Source organism: Pseudomonas sp. YeP6b (assembly GCF_025642995.1).
Classification (GTDB): domain Bacteria; phylum Pseudomonadota; class Gammaproteobacteria; order Pseudomonadales; family Pseudomonadaceae; genus Aquipseudomonas.
This window is the reverse complement of the sequence record NZ_CP080090.1, coordinates 2,720,464-2,737,139: the sequence shown is the minus strand read 5'-3', so window position 1 is coordinate 2,737,139 and position 16,676 is coordinate 2,720,464. Positions and strand designations below refer to the sequence as shown.

The window sequence follows — 16,676 nt, the reverse complement described above, 5'->3', positions numbered from 1 at the left end:
GTACTCAATCTACCTAAACCATCACAGGCTAAAAGCAACACAAAAACTTGCGTAGATACCTATGCTGCGAGCGGTGGGTCAACTGAGACTATGCCAACTGACTTACCGCTATCGCAGGCAAGCCAGCTCCCACAGTTGTTTTGTGTCAGTGAATTAGCAGCCGCCAGCCAGGCGTTCACGCAAGAACTCCACCAGCGCCTGCACCGGCCTCGAGCTTTGCCGGTGCTGCGGGTAAACGGCCGACAGGGTCAGGGCTTCGGGCGCGAAGTCTTCCAGAAGCGTGACCAAACGCCCATCCTTCAAGGCGTCAGCAACGATGAACGTCGGCAAGTAGGTGACGCCCAGGCCGGCAATGGCCGTGTCGCGCAACAGCTCGCCGTTATTCACACGCATGCGCCCGCTGACATTCACCGATTGCAGCTTGCCCTTGGTCTGGAACCGCCATTGCACCTGGCGGCCGTGGCCGTAGGGCAGGCAGTCGTGGGCGGCCAGATCTTCGGGTTTGAGCGGCGTGCCGCGCAAGGCCAGGTACTCGGGGCTGGCGCAGTACACACGCTGCACGCTGGCGATGCGCCGGGCGATCAGGGTGGAGTCTTCGAGGGTCCCGATGCGCAGCACCAGGTCGTAACCCTCGCCGATCAGGTCCACGGGGCGGTCGCTGAGATCGACTTCCACCGACACATGCGGGTGGCGCTGCAGAAATGACGGCAACAGGCAGCCCAGGTGAGCCATGGCAAACGACAACGGCGCGCTGAGGCGAAGGGTGCCACGCGGCTCGCTGTTCTGGCCGGCGATGCCCTGCTCCACTTGCTCGACTTCACTGAGCAGGCGCAAGGCCGATTCGTAGTAACTCTGGCCGAGTGGCGTGACGTCCAGGCGACGCGTGGAGCGGTTGAGCAGGCGCACGCCGAGGCGGTCTTCCAGCTGGATCAGGCGGCGGCTGACAAATTGCTTGGACAGGCCCAGTTGCTCGGCGGCGGCGGTGAAGCTGCCGGACTCCATGACCTGGCAGAACAGGCGCATGTCTTCGAAAGGGTTCATTGTCGCTTCTCGGTGGACATTTTGCTGATTTATAACCGGTCAGTCATAGCACCACAAATCAAATGTGGGAGCTGGCTTGCCTGCGATGGCGCAGTGTCAAACAACAGTGATGTCGACTGACACTGCGCCATCGCGGGCAAGCCCGACTCCCACAGGGTTCGGTGCCCTACCTGTCGAGTTACTTGGCCGTAAACGCCGAGTAGCTGTTCATGAGGTTGCGGTAGTTGGGAATGCGCGGTGACAGCAGGTTGGCCAGGCCTTCCATGTCGTTGCGCCAGTCGACTTGCAACTCGCAAGCCACCGAAAACCAGTTCACCAAGTGTGCACCGGCCGCGCTCATGCGCGCCCACGACGCACGTTGCACGGCTTCGTTGAAGGTGCCGGAGGCGTCAGTCACCACGAACACTTCAAAACCTTCCGCCAACGCGGCCAGAGTTGGGAAGGTCACGCAAACATCGGTGACCACACCGGCAATCACCAATTGCTTCCGCCCGGTGGCTTTCACTGCCTTGACGAAATCTTCGTTGTCCCAGGCATTGATCTGGCCAGGACGCGGGATGTACGGCGCGTCCGGGAACAGCTCTTTCAGTTCCGGCACCAGCGGGCCGTTGGGGCCGGTTTCAAAACTGGTGGTGAGAATGGTCGGCAGCTTGAAGAACTTGGCCACGTCGGCCAGGGCCAGCACGTTGTTCTTGAATTCGTTGGGCGAGAAATCCTGCACCAGGGAAATCAGGCCGGTCTGGTGATCCACCAACAGCACCACGGCGTCGTCTTTGTTCAAGCGTTTGTAAGTCATGGGTCAGCTCCTTTGGGGGGTTAATCAGAAGGCAAAGCACGAGCAGCCAAACGCTCCCCAGAAACCCTGGAAGTCGCTGACCGCCGCGCTGGAAAGGCGCGCCTTCTCGTGGCTATGGGCATGCACGCCACACGGGCCGCTGCATTGATGGACTTGGGCTTGCAACGGCGAGCTTGGGCGCCAGTGGCCCGGCACCTTGACCACCGGCGACCAGTCCGGCAGCACCGGCACGCACGGTGGTGCTAAACCTTCGAAGTCGCCGGCGCCGTACACCACCTTGCCGCCGACCACGGTCAGCACCGATTCGATCCACTTGATGGCCTCTTCATCGACACTGAAAAAGTCCGCCGAGAGTGCGGCGACGTCCGCCAACTGGCCGACCTTGATCTGGCCCTTCTTGCCCTGCTCCGAGGAGAACCAGGCACTGCCGTGGGTGAACAGCTCCAGCGCGGTGAGGCGCGGCAGGCCTTCGGCGTGCAGTTCCAGGCCGCCGACGGTGCGGCCGCTGACCATCCAATACAGCGAGGTCCACGGGTTGTAGCTCGATACCCGCGTGGCATCGGTGCCCGCCCCGACCGGCACGCCTTCGGCCAGCATGCGCTTGATCGGTGGCGTGGCTTCGGCGGCCTTGGCGCCGTAGCGCTCGACAAAGTATTCACCCTGGAACGCCATGCGGTCCTGGATCGCAATCCCACCGCCCAGGGCGCGCACGCGCTCGATGTCGTGGGGCGTGATGGTTTCGGCGTGGTCGAAAAACCACGGCAGGCCATTGAACGGAATATCGCGATTAACCTTCTCGAACACGTCGAGCATGCGTGAGATGGATTCGTTGTACGTAGCGTGCAGGCGGAACGGCCAGCGCTGCTCCACCAAGTGGCGCACCACCGGCTCCAGCTCCTGCTCCAGGGTCAGCGGCAGGTCGGGACGTGGTTCGAGGAAGTCTTCGAAGTCCGCCGCCGAAAACACCAGCATCTCGCCGGCGCCGTTGTGGCGCAGGTAATCATCGCCCTGGTGCAGGGTGACGCTGCCGGTCCAGTGCTTGAAATCGCTGAGTTCTTCCTTGGGCTTTTGGGTGAACAGGTTGTAGGCGATGCGCACCGTCAGCTGTTCGTCTTTGGCCAGTTGCTCGATCACCACATAGTCATCGGGATAATTCTGGAAACCACCGCCGGCATCAATGGCGCTGGTGAGGCCCAGGCGATTGAGTTCCCGCATGAACTGGCGGGTTGAGTTGACCTGATAGTCCAAGGGCAATTTCGGGCCTTTGGCCAAGGTTGCATAGAGGATCATCGCATTAGGCCGCGCCACCAGCATGCCGGTGGGGTTGCCGTGGCTGTCGCGCACGATCTCGCCGCCCGGCGGGTTCGGCGTGTCCTTGGTATAGCCGGCCACACGCAGGGCGGCGCGGTTGAGCAAGGCGCGGTCGTACAGGTGCAACACGAACACCGGCGTGTCCGGCGCGGCCTGGTTCAACTCTTCCAGGGTCGGCATGCGCTTTTCGGCGAACTGGAATTCGTTCCAGCCACCGACCACGCGCACCCATTGTGGCGTCGGCGTTCGGTCGGCTTGCTCCTTGAGCATGCGCAGCGCGTCCGCCAGGGACGGCACGCCCTCCCAGCGCAGTTCGAGGTTGTAGTTCAGCCCGCCACGGATCAGGTGCAGGTGTGAGTCGTTGAGGCCGGGGATCACGGTGCGGCCTTTAAGGTCGATGACCTGGGTGCCATTGCCCCGCAAGGCCATGGCCTCGCCGTCCGTGCCGACCGCCACAAAACGGCCCTGATGGATGGCGACGGCGGTGGCGCGCGGGTTTTCACGGTCCACGGTGTGGAACTGACCATTGAACAGAATCAGATCGGCGCTCATAGGGTTTCCTTGACAGAGGCTTCAAGCCAGGGGGCGAACAGGCGAGTGGCGGCCGGCATCAGCAGGTAGACCACCAGCAGTACGATGGTCAGGGTGACCAGAAAGGTCGCGACCACGTAGTTGGAGAGGAACGGATGCAGGCGCAGCACCGGGCCCCAGATGATCGGGATCAACAGGGTCAGCGGCAGGATGACAAACAGGGTCACCACTGCCTGTTTCCAGCGTGGCGGCTTGGCGGCGGCATCGGCCAGCGGCGCAAACCAGAACTCGTTGACCGCGCCGACTTCGGTCTGGTCGCCGTCGGCGAGCATCGGCGTTGCCTCGTTGATGAGGTCCAGGCGCTGTGGCGAGTTAAGCCAAGCTTTGAGGTCATCAGCCGAGCGATAGCGCAGTACGCACGTGAACAGCGCCAGCCCGCCTTGCTTGCTGCGTACCACGTCGACGCCGAGGTGGCCCGGGCGCTCACCGGCAATGCGCACGATGCGCCGCAGCCAAGCTTCGTAGTCGGCTTCAAACCCCGGTTTTATGCGGTGCTTGACCACCAGGGTCACGACCTCGTCCGGCCCGCCTTGCGCTGTTGAGTCCATCGTGCCCTTCCCCTGGATGCGTGAGCGTTCGCGCTAGTGTGCGACGGCCCGATTCAGAAAAATTGCATGTATGTGCTCAGCACAAGAGATGCCGGCAGCGGTCTACACTGGGCTTTCATTCACCGGTAAGGTGGGTGAAAACCAGCGCCCATCGACCACGGATATCGATCATGGCTCAACCAGCAGCTGCAACCGGAACGCTGTGTGCCCAGCGGGAACAACGGGTCAAGCAATTGATTCTCGCCAACCTTGCCCAACCCCTGGAAGTGACGGAACTGGCGCGCGCCTGTGAGCTGTCGCGCAGCCATTTCTCCCGGGCGTTCAAACGCACCACCGGTGTGGCGCCCCAGGAATGGATTCGCCAACAACGCATCAAGCAGGCCAAGCTGCTGATCATCGGCTCCGCCCTGAGCCTGACGCAAATCAGCCAAGAATGCGGGTTCTGCGACCAGGCGCACTTTTGCCACCTGTTCAGCCGCAGCGAAGGCGTGAACCCGCTGACCTGGCGCAAGCTGCAACTGCGCTATCGCCATCACCTCAGGACGGCACAGCTGGCTATTGTCAACCCTATAGAGACAGTCATTCAGGTTTAAGCTTCTTAATCAACCTTTCGATAACCAGTAATCTTCTCCTCACACCGAAGCCCTGCATCTCGCAGCAACGCTTCCCTTGAGGAGAACATCCCATGCTGACCCTTCGCAAAGCCTCGGAACGCGGCGCCGCCAATCACGGTTGGTTGAAGTCGTTCCACACCTTCTCGTTCGCCAGTTACTGGAACCCCAAGGAACAGGGGTTTTCCGACCTGTTGGTGATCAACGATGACCGCGTCGCGGCCGGTAAAGGCTTCGGCCAGCACCCGCACCGGGACATGGAGATTTTCTCCTACGTGCTCGACGGCGCCCTGGAACACAAGGACACCCTGGGCACCGGTTCGGTGATTCGCCCCGGCGATGTACAACTGATGAGCGCCGGCAGCGGCGTGGCCCACAGCGAGTTCAACCACAGCCAGAGCCTGGGCGTGCACTTCCTGCAAATCTGGATTGTGCCGAATGTCGTCGGCGCCGAGCCACGCTATCAGCAGGAGCACTTCAGCGTGGCGCAGAAACGTGGGCGCTTGCAGTTGATCATCTCGCCGGACGGCGCCGAAGGCTCACTGAGTGTTCGCCAGGATGCACGGGTGTATGCCGGGCTGTTCAACGGCGACGAAACCGCGACCCTGGACCTGCCGCCCGACCGCCACGTGTACATCCACGTGGCCCGGGGCAGCGTTGAAGTCAACGGCCAGCGCTTGCAGGAAGGCGACGGCGCCCGGGTGCGCAATGAACGGCAGATCCGCCTGAGCCATGGCGAGAATGCCGAGGTGCTGGTATTCGACCTGCGCCCTCAGGAACTGCCGCAGATGCCATGACCGTCGCCACGATAGCCCTCAAAACGGGCTATCGCTGGCATCGATAGTCACCATCAGCGCAATGAAGTTCTCTTAAAAAATCCAACGCGTACCATCAAACCCATGCCAAACGGCACCCCACTAGAACACTCGGAGCACACCACCATGAAACGCCAACTCTTGCTTAGCCTCGCTTTCTCGGTACTTGCTGCAAACGCTTTTGCTCACCCGGTTGTCGCTGAAGGCGGCGCGGATCGCCTGCAAGGTAACCACGTAGCAGAAGGTGGTTCTGACCGTCTGCTGGAACGTCGTGTTGCTGAAGGTGGCGCTGATCGTCTGCAGGAACGTGGCCTGGCTGAAGGTGGCGCTGATCGCCTGCAGGAACGTGGCCTGGCTGAAGGCGGTGCTGATCGTCTGCAAGAACGTGGCCTGGCCGAAGGCGGTGCCGATCGTCTGCAAGAACGTGGCCTGGCTGAAGGCGGTGCCGATCGTCTGCAAGAACGTGGCCTGGCCGAAGGCGGTGCGGATCGTCTGCAAGGCAACAACGCATAACCCCGCCATGTTCGCGGGGCACCCCAAACCGGCCTGATCAGCCGGTTTTTTTTCGTCCAGGATTCAGCGCAGGTCGCGGTCTACCCACAGCACTGCCTTGCCGATCTGTTGCCGCGCTTCGATGCGCGCATGGACATGCTGCACCGTCTCCAGGGTGTAATGGCCCTCGATCGCGACGCTCAGTGATCCCTCCAGCATCGCCGCGAATACCGCATTGGCGCGCCGTTGCACAGTTGCGCCATCGATCATGTGATCGGCCAGCCGGGGCCGGGTTAGAAACAATGAACCCGCCTCGCCCAACTCAATCGGGTCCAGGTCGGTCAGCGAGCCGGACACGTTGCCGTAATTAACGATCAACCCACGTGTGCGACAGGCGCGCAAACTTTCGCGCAAGGTGTTCTTACCCAGCGAATCAAACACCACGTCCACCCCTTGCCCGCCTGTGGCTTGCAGGACCTGATCGGCAAACCGGTCATACGTCCAGGCCTGGTGCGCACCGCGCTGCAGGGCAATCGCACATTTCTCCTCGGTACTGCCGGTGGTAAACACCGTGGCCCCCAACCGCCGCGCCATTTGCACCAGTAATTGCCCAATGCTGCCGGACGCTGCGTGCACCAGGCAGGTGCTGCCCGCGTGCAACCGGGCCACGTCGTCAATCAGGTAGTGCGCCGTGCAGCCCTGGAACATCGCCGCAGCGGCTTGATCGAAGCTGATCTCGCTGGGAATCTGCGCAATTTTGTCGGCGGGCACATTGGCGTACTCGGCATAGGCGCCCCAGGCAATGCACCAGGCCACGCGGTCGCCGACGGCCAGATGGCTCACGCCCGGGCCGACTTCCACCACCACACCGGCGCCTTCCATGCCCAAGGTGCACGGCAGGCGCACCGGGTACGTCGCCGAGTTGGCGTACTTGCCTTGGCGCGTATGAATGTCCATGAAATTGATCCCGGCGCAGGCCACTTTGACCAACACATGCCCCGCCGTGACCTGGGGTTTGGCAACGTCGTGGCGCAATTGGGCGACTTCGGGACCGCCGTAGGCTTGCAGGGTAATGGCTTTCATCGGGGAACAACTCCGTTTGCACTGGGAAGCGGCCATGGTAAAAGGACTTCTTCGGTTGGAAAATTCCCGAATATCTCCCAGGCTCTGTGCGAAAATAACCCGATGTTCGATTGGCAGGATCTGTATTACTTCACCGTTTTGGCCCGCACCCAGTCGCTGTCGGCGGCCGCTCGCGAGTTGCAGGTGGAACACGCCACCGTCGGGCGGCGGGTCGACGCACTGGAAAAGGCCTTGGGCGTGAAGCTCGTCGACCGCCTGCCACGCAGCCGGCCGCTCACCGCCCAAGGCCTGGCGCTGGCCCAAGTCGCGGCAGGCATGGGCGAGATGGCCACCGAGGTGCTGCGCTTGTCACGGGTCGCCTCCATCGAACTGGCCGGCACGGTGCGGGTCAGCTGCCCGCCGTCCATCGCCAACCACTGCATCGCGCCCCACGTCGCCAGGCTGCGCGCCGACTACCCGCAGTTGAACCTGGTGCTAATGCCCTCCACGCAACTGGCCGCGCTGGACAAGGGCGAAGCCGATATCGCCTTGCGCACCGTGCGCCCCGACGAAGAGGCACTGGTGCGCCGCAAAGTCGGCGTGGTGCGCTTCGGTCTGTATGCCGCGCCGGCATTCAACCCGCTGCCTGCCAGCCAATGGACATTCATCGCCTACGACAACAGCCGCGATCACCTGCCGCAACAGGCGTGGCTGCACCAACTGCGCGGCCAACGCCCGATCGTGTTTGCCGCCAGCGACCTGATCACCCAGCAAATGGCCGCCCGCGCGCATGTCGGCGCGGTGGTATTGCCAACGCTGGTAGGCGATCACGACCCGTTGCTGGCACGATTGCCGACAGCCAGCGACGGGCCGATGCGCGATATCTGGCTGACGGTGTACCCCGATATACGCCGTTCGCCATCGGTGAAAGTGGTGATGGAGTTTCTGGTGGCGTGCATCGAAGGTGAGGCGCAGTTGCGGCGTTGAATCAGTACGACGTGGCGAGGAATTTCTTGCGATACGCCGCCGGCAGCATCCCTACGCGCTGTTGGAACAGGCGGCGAAACGAATTGCTGTCTTCATACCCGACCGCATAGGTGATGCTTTCAAGGGTCATGCGCGTCGACTCGAGCATCTGCTTGGCGCGCTCCAGGCGCAGGGTTTGCACATAGGCGATTGGCGTGTAGCCAGTCGCCTCCTTGAACCGCCGCTTGAAATTGCGTACGCCAAAACCAAAACGCCGGGCCACATCATCAATCACCAGCGCTTGGGCAAACTGCTGCTCCAGCCAATGCTGCACCCGTAGGATCTCACCGTCGCCGTGGCTCTTGGGCAACGACCACATGGCGTACACCGACTGCTCGGTACGCACGTTGTCGATCAACAAATATTTGCCACAGGTATGCGCCAGCTCCGGTGAACCGAAGCGGCGGATCAGGTGCAGCATCAGGTCCATCGCCGCACTGGCGCCACCGCACGTAATCACACGGTTTTCTTCGCAGAGAATCTGCGCGTCTTCCAGGACCACGTCTGCGTAACGCCGTCGGAACAACTCAGCAAACGCCCAGTGGGTGGTGGCGCGCAGGCCGCGCAACAGGCCGCTCTCCGCCAGCAAAAACGCCGCCGTGCACATCGACGCCAACACAGCTCCCTGAGCATGCTGCTCGCGCAACCAAGGCGCGTAAGCAGGAAAATTCGGCAAGGCTTGTTTGAGGGTAAACAGAAAGCCGGGGACCAGGATCAAGTCGGTCTGGCGGACCTGCGCGGTCGAGCACGCTACCTGCAAGCGCTGCCCGCCCCAAGCGTCTACGGCCTGGCCGTCGAGGGACGCGACCACGATTTCAAACTGAGGCGTGTCAGCAAACAGGTTGGCAGCGCTGAGCATCTCCAGCGCCAGGGTGGCGCTGGCGGCAGAACATTGATCGACCAGGAGCAAGGTAATGTGCATAAAGGAGCGCCCCTTTGCGCTTTTCGCATGTAATAAGTCATTTGCGCACCTACCTTAGCCGATTCCACGCCCTTACAGTGCTGCCACTGATCAACTGCCTGGCGCGTTTATGAATCTCTGGTTTCGATTGCTGTTCATGCTGTCCCGTCGCCCCTGGCGCAAGCCCGCCCATGGCCTGGACACCACCGTGGTGCGCATGCGGGTGTGGCCGCTGGACCTGGATATCAACCGGCATGTCACCAACGGCCGGTATTTCTCGCTGGCGGACGTTGCGCGGATGGATTTTGTACTGCGCACCGGCGCGTTTCGCGTGGCCCTGCGTAATAAGGCGCTGCCGATCGTGGGCGATACCTGGGGCAAGTTTCGCCGCGAGCTGAAGCTGTTCGAAGCGTTTGAGGTACACACCCGCATGCTTGGCTGGGACCACAAGTGGAGCCTGATGGAGCACCGTTTCGTCAGCAAAGGCCGGGTGGTTGGGGTGGTGGTGATGCGCGGGCTATTTCGTTCAGCCAAAGGCACCCTGCCCCCAGCAGATTTTGTGCGGGAGCTGGGCTTGGTCGAGGCGTCACCGGCTATGCCGCAGTGGCTCAGCGACTGGGCAAAGAGCTGTGATGATATGAGTGTGCAGTTGCGGGAAGAGGAGCAGGTTTGAAGTCAAGGCGCTGACGCGGACAGTCCCGGCACTGACCGGCTCCAACCCATCTGAGCGGCGAAGCGGCTCCAATAGAGGCCACTGCGCGCTTACTGATAGAGCGCGGTGTCAGGTTTAAGGGCCGCTTCGCGCCCCAACGCGGGGCAAGCCCGCTTGCGACAACAGCCCCGCTTGCGACAAAGAGGGGGTTCAGGCCTGCAGATCGGCCAGCCCCAGATGCTCGCGCAGCGTCGAGCCTTCATACGCGGTGCGAAACAACCCTTTGCGCTGCAAATGCGGAATCACACTTTCGACAAATTCGGTAAACGACCCCGGCAAATAGCCCGGTGAAATCACAAACCCATCGCACCCGCCCTGCTCGAACAGCTGCGCCAACTGGTCGGCGATCTGCGCCCCGGTGCCCACCAGTTGTGGCACGCGCACGCTGCTGGCGAACAGTCGGCCAAGTTGTTCCAGAGTGGTTTGCGGGCCTTGCATCAGCAGTTTTTCGGCAGCCGCCGCATGGATCAGCGGCGACTGGGCGATCTGGGCCAAGGTGGCCGACAGCGGGAATGGCGACAGGTCCACATTGAGTTGCGAAGCCAGTGTGACCAGCCCCAACTCGGGCCGCGCCAGGGCGTTGTGCTGGTCGCGCTTGGCCCGCGCTTCGGCCTCGCTGCCGCCAATAAACGGCATCACCGCCGTCAGCACCTTGCAGCTGTCGGCATCGCGCCCTTGCTGCACCACTTGGGCGCGCACGTCATCGCGAAAGGCGCGCATGGCCGCCAAGTGCGGGTGAATGGTGAAAATCGCTTCGGCCCAGCGCGCACCAAACCGCCGACCGCGCCCGGACGAACCCGCCTGGATCAGCACCGGCCGGCCCTGGGGCGTGCGCGGAATATTCAGCGGCCCTTCAACCTTGAACCACTCGCCGTGGTGCTGCACCGACGTAATCAACGCCGGGTCGGCGAGCACGCCACGCTCGCGGTCCAGCTTGAGCGCGTCCTTGCCCCAGCTGTTCCAGAGTTTCAGCGCGACGTCCACAAACTCATCGGCGCGGTCGTAGCGCAGGTCGTGTTCCAGGTGCTTGTCCTTACCGAACAGGCGCCCTTCGCTGTCGTTCATCGAGGTGACAATGTTCCATGCCGCGCGGCCCTTGGACAGGTGGTCGAGGGTGGCAAACTCGCGGGCGATATGTGCCGGTTCGTAGTAGGTGGTGGAGCGCGTCGCGCCCAGGCCCAGCTTGCGGGTCTGGCCTACCAGATAAGACAGAATCGGCAACGGGTCCAGGCGCGTGGCGTCCTGGGCGCCGTAGCGCAAGGCGAACTCACGGGAGCCGCCCATTTGGTCGCCGACGGCCAGGCGGTCGGCGAAGAACAGGAAGTCGAACAGGCCCTCTTCCACCACCTTGGCGATGCGTGAGTAGTAGTCGGGGTCGAGGTAATTGCCCACGGTTTCAGGGTGGCGCCACACGGCGTGGCTGTGCACCACGGGGCCGCTCAACAGGAACGCCGATAGGTGGATTTGGCGGCTCGTGGTCATGGAAGGCCTTAGCAGGGAGACTTAAAAGATTCAGCCTTAAAAGTTATATTGATAATTAGGCATTATGAAAGAACGATATAATTCTATGGATATGCCCCATTCATCGAAACGCAGTAAAAGCGCCCTAAGCTCAGACCGAAAGAGTATTTATCGAATGCTTTTTAGAACTTTAAGCTTGGCCATATTTCGCTGAATATCGAGCGCGCCATGTCTATTCGCTGCCCCCTCGTTGTTGTCCTCGGGTTGTTGGCTTTTTCGATCGCGGCCAGTGCTGAGGCCCAGGAAACCGTGCGCATCGGTTACCAGAAATCCTCAACCCTGATCACTCTGCTGAAAACCCAGGGCACCCTGGAAAAAGCCCTCAAGGCCGACAATATTGGCGTGAGCTGGCACGAGTTTCCCAGCGGCTTGCCGCTGCTCGAAGCGCTGAACGTGGGCAACGTCGACATCAGCGCCGACGTGGCCGACACCGTGCCGATCTTCGCTCAGGCCGCCCAAGCCAAACTCACCTACTTCGCCCAGGAAGCGCCCTCGCCTTCAGCCCAGGCCATCGTGGTGCGCAAGGACTCGCCGATCCAGCAGTTGGCGGATTTGAAAGGCAAGAAAATCGCGGTCACCAAGGCCGCCGGCACTCACTATTTACTGATCGCCGCGCTGGCCAAAGCAGGTTTGGCGTTCTCGGATATCGAGCCGGCCTACCTGTCGCCGGCAGATGGCCGCGCGGCCTTCGAAAACAACAAGGTTGACGCCTGGGTCACCTGGGAACCCTTCCTCACCAGCGTGCAGCGTCAACTGCCGACCCGCACCCTGGCGGACGGCGCCGGCCTCGCCAGCTACAAGCGTTATTACTTGACCGGCACGCCCTACGCCAAGGCGCACCCCGAGGTGTTGAAGGTGGTGTATGCGCAATTGGAAAAAGCCGGCCAGTGGGTGAAAACCAACCCGCAGGACGCGGCGAAAGTGCTCGGCCCGCTGTGGGGCAACCTGGACGTGGCCACGGTTGAAGCCGCCAATGCGCACCGCAGTTATCAGGTGAAACCGGTGACGGTCGACCAGTTGGGGGAACAGCAGAAGATCGCGGACGCATTCTTCAAGGCCGGGTTGTTGCCCAAGGCAGTGGATGCCAAGGATGTGCAGACTTGGAAGCCCTGAGGTCTATCGACAGGCCTCATTCTTCAAGCGCGACTGGTTATAAAACCTATCGCCAATTGTTCTGATTACCTGTCAATTATCACAGTAGACGCCCCCTGCGAGTCTTTTTAGGCTGTCGTGGTAAACCCATCATGCAAGGAGCATCCCATGGCAATCGTCGAAACTTACAAAGGTTATCAAATTGAAGAAGGGCTAACGGGGGGCCGTTACGACAGCAATAACAACCTGGTTGATCAGGTCAAGGCTTACACCACCATAAGCCCTACTGGAAAGAGAAACAGCATAACCAAAGACACGTTAGCTAGCGCGAAGAAATACATTGATGACACAATCTCGCCGCCGCCTCCTCCTGCCGGTCGTCCCTTTTAATAAGCGAACGTACTAAATGCGTCGCGAATGATCATGGAAGGAGAAAAAGCTCATTTGGCAACCCTACCGGGTGGCCGCAAAAAGGGCTTTCTCTCCTTGCGATCAGGTCACCGAGCATGATTTTCGCCATCCACGCGCGCTACATTGCCGATGCCACCGAGTGTCTCGCCGCTTGGATGTGCAACTGTTGCAGAACCGCTGACCACACAAAGTCGGCTTTCCAGAGGCTTGACGGATTAGCGAGCGGGTAAACAAGCCGTCCAGGAAGTGGTACAACAGGTGCCCTTGCCCACCCTTCCTGGAGGCCGCCGCTCATGACGTCCAAGCTCGAACAACTCAAGCAATTCACCACCGTGGTCTGCGACACCGGCGACCTCGAAGCCATCAGCCGCCTGCGCCCGGTGGACGCCACCACCAACCCGTCGTTGCTGCTTAAAGCCGCCGCCATCCCGGAATACGCCGAGCTGCTGCGCAATGCCGTGAACCTGTCCAAAGGCGACGTGGGCCTGGCCTGCGATCACTTTGCGGTGTCGGTGGGTGCCGGCATTTTGAAGGTGATTCCGGGGCGCATCTCCACCGAAGTCGACGCGCGCCTGTCCTTCGATGAAGACGCGCTGTGGGCCAAAGCCAACCAATTAATCGCCCTGTACGACCAGGCCGGCATCAGCCGCGACCGCGTGCTGATCAAGCTGGCCTCCACCTGGGAAGGCATCCGCACCGCCGAACGCCTGGAAAAGGCTGGCATCCAGACCAACCTCACCTTGCTGTTCTCCTTCGCCCAGGCCGTGGCCTGCGCCGATGCGGGGGTGTTTTTGATCTCGCCGTTCGTGGGCCGCATCTACGACTGGTACCGCAAAAACACCGGCCTGGACTACACCGGCGTTGATGACCCGGGCGTGCAGTCGGTAACGCGCATCTACAACTACTACAAGGCCAACGCCATTGAGACGGTAGTGATGGGCGCGAGCTTTCGCACCCTCAGCCAGATCGAAGAGCTGGCCGGTTGCGACCGCCTGACCATCAGCCCCGACTTGCTGCAAAAACTCGATGAGGATAACGGCCCCCTGGAACGCAAACTGCTGCCGGGCGCCGAAGGCGAAGCGCGTCAGCAATTGACCGAAGCGCAGTTCCGTTGGGCGTCGAATGAAGATGCGATGGCCACAGAGAAACTGGCGGAAGGCATTCGACAGTTTGCGCGGGATCAGGAGAAGTTGGAGGCGGTGTTGGCTGCGCTTTAACAGCGCACCATGACCCGTGTGGCGAGGGCGCTCAGAACGGCCCCTTCGTCATCACCCGCTCTTCAATAAACCCGCGCAACATGCCAATCCGTTGCATGTAGGCGTCACTCAGGCAACTCACCCGTGACCCGCACCTGCGCCGCTGCTTGAGCCAGGCCGCTTGCCCGTCCACCCATGGCCATGAAGTGCTTGTTCAGGTCGTAGAGCAACGCCATCGTTACGTCCTGGTCATTGAGATTGCGGTTGGTGCAGATGGCGATCTCGTCAGCGGCCTTGGCCTTCGTGCAATCAAAACTGGCGGCTTGGTTTGAAAGGCTGAGCATCCGTGTGCAAATACCGGTGAAGAGTGCGGGTTTGATCAATGAACATGGCATCGGCAATCGGCTCCGGGAGGCATTGGCAAACGGCGGCCTTATAGATAGGCCCGCCGCCGCCAAACACGCTCTCGGAAACGACTCGCGCTTAGTTGCGCTCGCCCAACACACGGGCTGCCAACGCACCCAGTATCCCGCCCACGATCGGCGCCAGCCAGAACAGCCAGAGTTGCGAAATGTACTCGCCCCCGGCCACCAACGCTGGCCCGGTGCTGCGAGCCGGGTTGACGGAGGTGTTGGTGACGGGGATCAGGACCAGGTGAATCAAGGTCAGTGCCAGGCCGATGGCGATCGGCGCAAAACCGGCCGGCGCACCCGGCGCAGTCACCCGCATGATGATCAGGACAAAGAAGAACGTGGCGATCACTTCTGCCAGCAGCGCGGCAAACAAGTCGAACTTGCCTGGGCTGAGCGGGCCATAACCGTTGGCGGCAAAACCGCCCGCCGAAAAATCCGGTTGCCCGTTGGCGATCTCGAACAGTGCCGCAGCGGCAACCGTCGCGCCAAGCACCTGCACCGCAATGTACGGCAGCACATCAACGCTGCGAACACGACGCCCCACCCATAAGCCGATCGTCACCGCCGGGTTGAAATGCCCGCCGGAAATGCCACCCACCGCGTAAGCCATGGTCAGCACGGTGAGACCAAACGCAAGGGAAACACCGACAAAACCAATGCCCAACCCTGGGTATGCCGCGGCCAGAATGGCGCTGCCACAGCCGCCGAACGTTAGCCAGAAGGTACCTAGAAACTCTGCGGTCAAACGTTTTTGCACAATCGACTCCATTGCATTCCAAGTGCCACGCCTCTTGTTCAAGGTCGTGGCAATTGCCGTCACCACGGGATGTGGCAGGCCCGGCGCGACGGTAGCAATGGGCAACAAAACGCCCTGTAGGAATTGTCTTTAATCTGTGCCGATTTTTCGCGTCAGCTACGCGCCACACCCTGCCCATACCGATGAATCGCCAGGCAATACCCAATCAACGCCACCGCCGCCAGCGCCCCACCTGCCGCGCCGATCCAGGCGAAGCCGAAGTGGCTGCCGACCCAGCTGCCCATCAGGGCGCCGCCGCCGATGCCGATGTTGTAGATGCCGGAGAACATCGCCATGGCCACGTCGGTGGCGTCCGGTGCCAGCACCAGAACCTTAGATTGCATGGCCAGGCCAAAGCCCATGATCGCCATGCCCCAGAACACGCTCAGGCCGACGAGGTATGACTCGGCGCCGCTCAAGGGCAGCATCAGCGCCAGGCACGCGGCGAGCAGGAACACCGCGCTGACCACGAAGAGGTGCGGGTTGAAGCGGTGCACGAGGCTGAACAGCAGCGAGCCGATGATGCCCGCGCCGCCGAACACCAGTAGAAACAGGGTCACCACATTGCCACTCAGGCCGGCAACGCCTTCGACAAAGGGTTCGATGTAGCTGTAGGCCGTGAATTGCGCAGTCACCACCATGGCGGTGAGCACGTAGAGCGCCACCAGTGCCGGGCGTTTGAACAGCATCGGCAGGCTGCGCAGCGAGCCGGAGTTCTGGCTCGGCAGCGCCGGTAAAGTGCGCGCCAACCAGAACACCAGGGCGGCGGCGAACGCGGCGATCACCAGGAACGTGGTGCGCCAACCCATGGCTTCACCGAGCAAGCGGCCCAGCGGAATGCCCAAGACCATCGCCAGGGACGTGCCGGTGGCCAGCAGGCCGAGGGCTTGCACTTGCTTGCCTTGCGGCGCCAAGCGCACGGCCAAGGAGGCCGTGATCGACCAGAACAGCGCATGGGACAAGGCAATACCGATGCGGCTGACCATCAGCAAGCCGAAGCTGGTGGCGACGCTGGAGAGGATATGGCTGGCGATAAACAAGCCGAACAACACGATCAGCAACTTGCGCCGCTCGACGTTACGCGTCAGCAGCATCACCGGCAGCGAGGTCAGCGACACGATCCAGGCATAGATGGTGAGCATCAGGCCGACGCTGGCGATGGGCATGTCGAAGCTGGCGCCGATGGCGCTGAGCAGGCCGACCGGTACGAATTCGGTGGTATTGAATACAAATGCGGCCAACGCGAGGGCGATGACCGGTTGCCAGTTGGCTTGGGGGGTTGCGGCTGAAATGCTCATTGGCGGGCGAGGTACTCTGGCGATGATCCTACGGCCACGCAGA

18 protein-coding genes are annotated in these 16,676 nt (G+C 61.6%); 8 read left to right on the top strand and 10 right to left on the bottom strand.

The features are described 5' to 3' along the window. Positions 1-153 precede the first annotated feature (153 nt). The 4 genes from KZH41_RS12395 to KZH41_RS12380 form a co-directional block, all read right to left on the bottom strand. Complete coding sequence (locus tag KZH41_RS12395; RefSeq protein WP_242155573.1) at positions 154-1,041, bottom strand: LysR family transcriptional regulator; 888 nt, start codon at positions 1,039-1,041, stop codon at positions 154-156. Between the two features lie 178 nt (positions 1,042-1,219). Then, positions 1,220-1,837: an isochorismate family cysteine hydrolase YcaC gene (gene ycaC / locus KZH41_RS12390; protein WP_242155571.1), complete on the bottom strand. Its 618-nt coding sequence runs from the start codon at positions 1,835-1,837 to the stop codon at positions 1,220-1,222. A 24-nt stretch (positions 1,838-1,861) separates the two neighbouring features. Further along, the gene (locus KZH41_RS12385; protein ID WP_263274892.1) at positions 1,862-3,700 is read right to left on the bottom strand and encodes an amidohydrolase; all 1,839 of its coding nucleotides are present in this window, start codon (positions 3,698-3,700) and stop codon (positions 1,862-1,864) included. Further along, positions 3,697-4,287: an antibiotic biosynthesis monooxygenase gene (locus KZH41_RS12380; protein WP_242155569.1), complete on the bottom strand. Its 591-nt coding sequence runs from the start codon at positions 4,285-4,287 to the stop codon at positions 3,697-3,699. Before KZH41_RS12380 ends, KZH41_RS12385 begins: the two co-directional genes overlap by 4 nt. Positions 4,288-4,457: 170 nt before the next feature. On the opposite strand from KZH41_RS12380, the gene KZH41_RS12375 reads away from it, so the two are divergent. The 3 genes from KZH41_RS12375 to KZH41_RS30290 all read left to right on the top strand — a co-directional run bounded on the left by KZH41_RS12375 (position 4,458) and on the right by KZH41_RS30290 (position 6,226). Next, a complete protein-coding gene (locus tag KZH41_RS12375) occupies positions 4,458-4,880 on the top strand; it encodes a helix-turn-helix domain-containing protein (RefSeq protein WP_263274891.1) in 423 nt (140 codons plus the stop codon). A gap of 92 nt (positions 4,881-4,972) precedes the next feature. Next, positions 4,973-5,695, top strand: a complete 723-nt coding sequence (locus KZH41_RS12370; RefSeq protein WP_094953412.1) for a pirin family protein — start codon at positions 4,973-4,975, stop codon at positions 5,693-5,695. Between the two features lie 144 nt (positions 5,696-5,839). After that, positions 5,840-6,226, top strand: a complete 387-nt coding sequence (locus KZH41_RS30290; RefSeq protein ID WP_318654900.1) for a hypothetical protein — start codon at positions 5,840-5,842, stop codon at positions 6,224-6,226. Between the two features lie 63 nt (positions 6,227-6,289). Here KZH41_RS30290 and KZH41_RS12360 read toward each other — a convergent pair whose 3' ends face one another. Further along, a complete protein-coding gene (locus KZH41_RS12360; RefSeq protein WP_263274889.1) occupies positions 6,290-7,288 on the bottom strand; it encodes a quinone oxidoreductase family protein in 999 nt (332 codons plus the stop codon). Between the two features lie 102 nt (positions 7,289-7,390). On the opposite strand from KZH41_RS12360, the gene KZH41_RS12355 reads away from it, so the two are divergent. Then, complete coding sequence (locus KZH41_RS12355; protein WP_242155565.1) at positions 7,391-8,254, top strand: LysR family transcriptional regulator; 864 nt, start codon at positions 7,391-7,393, stop codon at positions 8,252-8,254. Position 8,255: 1 nt separating this feature from the next. Here the strand turns inward: KZH41_RS12355 and KZH41_RS12350 are convergent, their stop codons facing one another. Next, positions 8,256-9,215 (bottom strand): GlxA family transcriptional regulator, encoded by a 960-nt coding sequence (locus KZH41_RS12350; RefSeq protein ID WP_263274888.1) that lies wholly within the window; start codon positions 9,213-9,215, stop codon positions 8,256-8,258. 109 nt (positions 9,216-9,324) lie between these two features. On the opposite strand from KZH41_RS12350, the gene KZH41_RS12345 reads away from it, so the two are divergent. Further along, positions 9,325-9,867, top strand: coding sequence for a thioesterase family protein (locus KZH41_RS12345; protein WP_094953417.1), 543 nt, complete (start codon positions 9,325-9,327; stop codon positions 9,865-9,867). 189 nt (positions 9,868-10,056) lie between these two features. Here KZH41_RS12345 and KZH41_RS12340 read toward each other — a convergent pair whose 3' ends face one another. Next, positions 10,057-11,388, bottom strand: coding sequence for an LLM class flavin-dependent oxidoreductase (locus KZH41_RS12340; protein ID WP_094953418.1), 1,332 nt, complete (start codon positions 11,386-11,388; stop codon positions 10,057-10,059). A gap of 207 nt (positions 11,389-11,595) precedes the next feature. Here KZH41_RS12340 and KZH41_RS12335 point away from each other — a divergent pair, with 207 nt between their 5' ends. The 3 genes from KZH41_RS12335 (at position 11,596) to tal (ending at position 14,147) form a co-directional block, all read left to right on the top strand. Beyond that, a complete protein-coding gene (locus KZH41_RS12335; protein WP_094953419.1) occupies positions 11,596-12,540 on the top strand; it encodes an aliphatic sulfonate ABC transporter substrate-binding protein in 945 nt (314 codons plus the stop codon). A gap of 147 nt (positions 12,541-12,687) precedes the next feature. Continuing rightward, positions 12,688-12,909, top strand: a complete 222-nt coding sequence (locus KZH41_RS12330) for a hypothetical protein (protein ID WP_094953420.1) — start codon at positions 12,688-12,690, stop codon at positions 12,907-12,909. A gap of 314 nt (positions 12,910-13,223) precedes the next feature. Beyond that, positions 13,224-14,147: a transaldolase gene (gene tal / locus KZH41_RS12325; protein ID WP_094953421.1), complete on the top strand. Its 924-nt coding sequence runs from the start codon at positions 13,224-13,226 to the stop codon at positions 14,145-14,147. Positions 14,148-14,251: 104 nt separating this feature from the next. Here tal and KZH41_RS12320 read toward each other — a convergent pair whose 3' ends face one another. From KZH41_RS12320 to KZH41_RS12310, 3 genes are all read right to left on the bottom strand, one after another. Further along, positions 14,252-14,521: a hypothetical protein gene (locus tag KZH41_RS12320; RefSeq protein WP_263274887.1), complete on the bottom strand. Its 270-nt coding sequence runs from the start codon at positions 14,519-14,521 to the stop codon at positions 14,252-14,254. 88 nt (positions 14,522-14,609) lie between these two features. Next, a complete protein-coding gene (gene aqpZ, locus KZH41_RS12315) occupies positions 14,610-15,308 on the bottom strand; it encodes an aquaporin Z (protein ID WP_094953422.1) in 699 nt (232 codons plus the stop codon). A 140-nt stretch (positions 15,309-15,448) separates the two neighbouring features. After that, positions 15,449-16,633 carry a sugar transporter gene (locus tag KZH41_RS12310; protein ID WP_094953423.1) on the bottom strand — a complete coding sequence of 395 codons (1,185 nt, stop codon included), beginning with the start codon at positions 16,631-16,633 and terminating at the stop codon, positions 15,449-15,451. Positions 16,634-16,676 lie beyond the last annotated feature (43 nt).